Origin of the sequence: Kitasatospora sp. NPDC093679 (genome assembly GCF_040683455.1) — a bacterium.
Taxonomy (GTDB): domain Bacteria; phylum Actinomycetota; class Actinomycetes; order Streptomycetales; family Streptomycetaceae; genus Kitasatospora; species Kitasatospora arboriphila.
Window position 1 is genome coordinate 1 of record NZ_JBFBDW010000027.1, and the last position, 3,100, is coordinate 3,100.

General features: G+C 67.0%; 2 protein-coding genes. Both read left to right on the forward strand.

The genetic code is table 11. The annotated features are described in order from the left end of the window. Positions 1–795: 795 nt before the first annotated feature. Positions 796–1,641, forward strand: coding sequence for a sigma factor-like helix-turn-helix DNA-binding protein (locus AB0O09_RS22105; protein ID WP_363543662.1), 846 nt, complete (start codon positions 796–798; stop codon positions 1,639–1,641). Position 1,642: 1 nt separating this feature from the next. Further along, positions 1,643–2,449, forward strand: coding sequence for a hypothetical protein (locus AB0O09_RS22110; RefSeq protein ID WP_363543663.1), 807 nt, complete (start codon positions 1,643–1,645; stop codon positions 2,447–2,449). The last annotated feature ends 651 nt before the right edge of the window (positions 2,450–3,100 follow it).

Consider the following 3,100-nt stretch of genomic DNA (forward strand, 5'->3'; position numbering starts at 1 on the left):
CTGCAACAATCAATTGCACGGGTCTACCTCGTTCCAGTGTTGGGAGGTGGGCCCGAGGGCCGCCGCGCCTACCTTGGCCGGGAGCGCGGCGGCCCAACTCGGGCCATGGCCGCTCGTCGGATCGCGAGCGGCGGTGCCCCGATCCGCCACAGAGGCGAGCTGGACCGGGGTCACAGATCAGAGGGTTGTGCGCGGGCTTCACCGGCTGCCGTTGCTTCGGCCAGCCGGCCCCGAGCCCGAAATCGGGTGCGCCGGTATCACTGCTCCGGCGCCAACAGGCGGCGCACCCCCGAACCCGGGGCGTGCTGCGTGGCTCGCTGCCGCTGCGACATCACCCGGTCGCCACGGGGGCGGTCTATCTCATCCCGCCACGTGCCTTGAGACCCTGCTGGTCCACTCGGCCCGCCATCCAGCCGTACGAATCGGCCTGGTCAGCGTGCCGTCCGTCCCCACACCCGCCCGAAGCGGGTGACACGCCACTGCGTAGGGGGAGAGCACGTATCGCGGTGGACATCCCCCGGTTCCTCAACCTAGGCGCCTTGCCGCGACCGCCGCCCTCGCGTCGGTCTCGCACGATCACTGTTCAGTTCTCAAGCAACAAGCACGGCCTTCAGGGGCTGTCACCCCACCCCTCCGGGCGCATCTGTGCAGCTCAAGGCGCGCCAAAGAAGAGCCAGGCGTTGCCTAGGGGGGCTATCCCCTTGCTGCGATACCCAAGGTAGGCAGACGGCTCCTTGGCGTCAAGCCCCCCTCGCTGTAGCCTTGCTATGCCCCCTAAGCAGAGATGAGATCGCCGTGCACGAGGAGCTTGAGCGGGTCGCGGGTATCACTCCGCCCGTCGACCGGGCCAAGGCTGCGATTGACCTGATGGCGGACTACCAAGGCCGGGTAGTCGAGCTGTCCCGAATCCGCAGGGAAGCCATCGAGGAAGCTTCGGCCTCAGGCATGACTCAAGCCGAGATCGCCGCGCTCCTAGGGGTGAGTCGCGGCAGGGTCGGTCAACTCGCCGCCGCCGGCCCACCCCCCGAGCGCGCGTTCTTTGGCGTTGGGCCGGTCACCATCCCGGTGGCAGGCAAGTACGAGGCCAGCAAGACCCCGGACCAGAACCCGAGCGAGGTTGTCACCCGGGAAGACCTCAAGAACTTCGAGCACCTGCGGAAGCTCATGGCCGGCATGAAGCTCGAAGCCGACTACGAGGTGATCCCTCCCACCGGCATCGTCAACCTCAACCGCGAACACCTGGTGGTCATCTGCGGTCCTCGCCTGTCGCCGATCATCGCCCAGGTACTCGAAGGTGACGACTTCCTCCGCTTCCGCAAGGACACGGCCTGGCACCTGGTAGACCTGAAGACCGACACCGAGTTCAGGTCGCCGCTGGACACAGACGGCACGGCCGGCGACGTCGGATACCTCGCCCGCCTCCCGCGGCTCGACGGGAAGGGCACGTTCCTCTACATCGCCGGCATCCACGCAATCGGCGCCAACGGCGTCGTGCACTACCTGGAGAACCACTTGGCCGACCTGTACCGCGAGGTCAAGACACGGCGCTTCTCCACCCTGATCTCGTGCCGATACGACCCCGACACCCTGGATGTACTGGAGAGCACCCGCGTGACTCCGATCTACCGACACGAGGCCTGACATGCGAGTCGCGCTGGCCACAGAGCCCGGCGGCACCGAGCCTAACGAGGACTGGGTTGCAGCCACGCCAACCGTCGCCGTGGTGCTCGACGGGCTGAGCACGGCGGGGCTAAATACGGGGTGCGAGCACGGCGTTCCCTGGTACGTGGCACACCTCGGTGGACGCATCGTCGCCGAGATGACGGTGCCGGACAGATCGCTCGCTGAGGGGTTGGCGCGCGCACTTGACCAGGTCGCACAGCTGCACCCGGAGTGCGACTTGAAGAACCCGGGCACCCCCTCTGCCACGGTATCGATCCTGCGGGAAGAGCCGGACCAGTACAGCCACCTGATCCTCGCCGACTCCCCTGTTGTCTACGAGGGTCCGGACGGCTACTCGGTCCACACGGATCTCCGCGTGGACTTGGTAGTCCCGGAGCTGCGGGCCGAGACTGAACGCTATGCGACAGGCTCTCCCGAGCACCTCGCCAGCGTGCGACGCATGATCACAGCTCAGCGGCTCACCCGGAACACCGTGGGCGGCTACTGGGTCGCGGCCGGCGGCCCAGAAGCCGCCGAGCACGCCCTTACTGGTTCCACGCCTCGGAACGGCATCCGCTCTGCGGCTGTCATGTCCGACGGTGTGTCACGGCTGGTGACCGAGTACGGCATGGCGACGTGGGGCGACGCTTTCGACCTACTCCGCTCCGGCGGACCCACCCGCCTTATCAGCGCAGTTCGAGAAGTTGAAGCCACAGATCCGAACGGAAAGCGGTGGCCACGCTATAAGGCTGGCGACGATGCAGCAGTTGCCTACTGCCTTCCCTAAATGGTGCCAGCGCACAGGCCCGTGGAGAGCGCGCGGCTTGAAGCGATCTGCCCTGCGACCGTGCCCCAATACGTCTGGACCGCCCGCTGGGAGCACCGGACCTCGTTCAGGCAAACGGCAGAGGTCGGGGCCTGTCAGCGCTGGCCACTACGATCCCGCCAGTAGGCGTGGCCTCACTCGGAATGACCGGTTGGGCCACCTCTGATCCTGAGGAGATCAGCATGGCGGGCGCACGGCAGCTTCCACCTAAGTCACAGCAGGCATGGGACGCCTTCCAGGCTCGCGTGGCCGAACTCGGTGGCGAAGTTCTTGAAGCTGGATGGCTCGGCAGTCATCGTCCGCACCGCATTCGCTGTAAGGAGGGGCACGAGGGTAACCCCTGGCCCCTAGGAGTGCTGAGGGGACAGGGCATCTGCCGCGCTTGCGCAGGCAGGGATCCCCGTTCGGCCGAGGCTGCGTTCCGGGCCCGCGTGGCTGCATTGGGGGGAATAGTCCTGGAGCCGCGCTGGCTTGGTGTCCACAAGCCGCACCGCGTCCGCTGCAAGGCAGGACACGAGGGCACACCGCGTCCCGCTGGAGTGTCGCAGGGGCAGGGGATTTGCCAGGCGTGTGCGGGAAATGATCCGCGTGTAGCTGAGGCGGCGTTCCGGG

What these genes read in the sequence shown, in the direction of transcription:
- AB0O09_RS22110 (WP_363543663.1), top strand. Translation starts at nt 1,643, where the DNA reads ATGCGAGTCGCGCTGGCCACAGAGCCCGGCGGCACCGAGCCTAACGAG.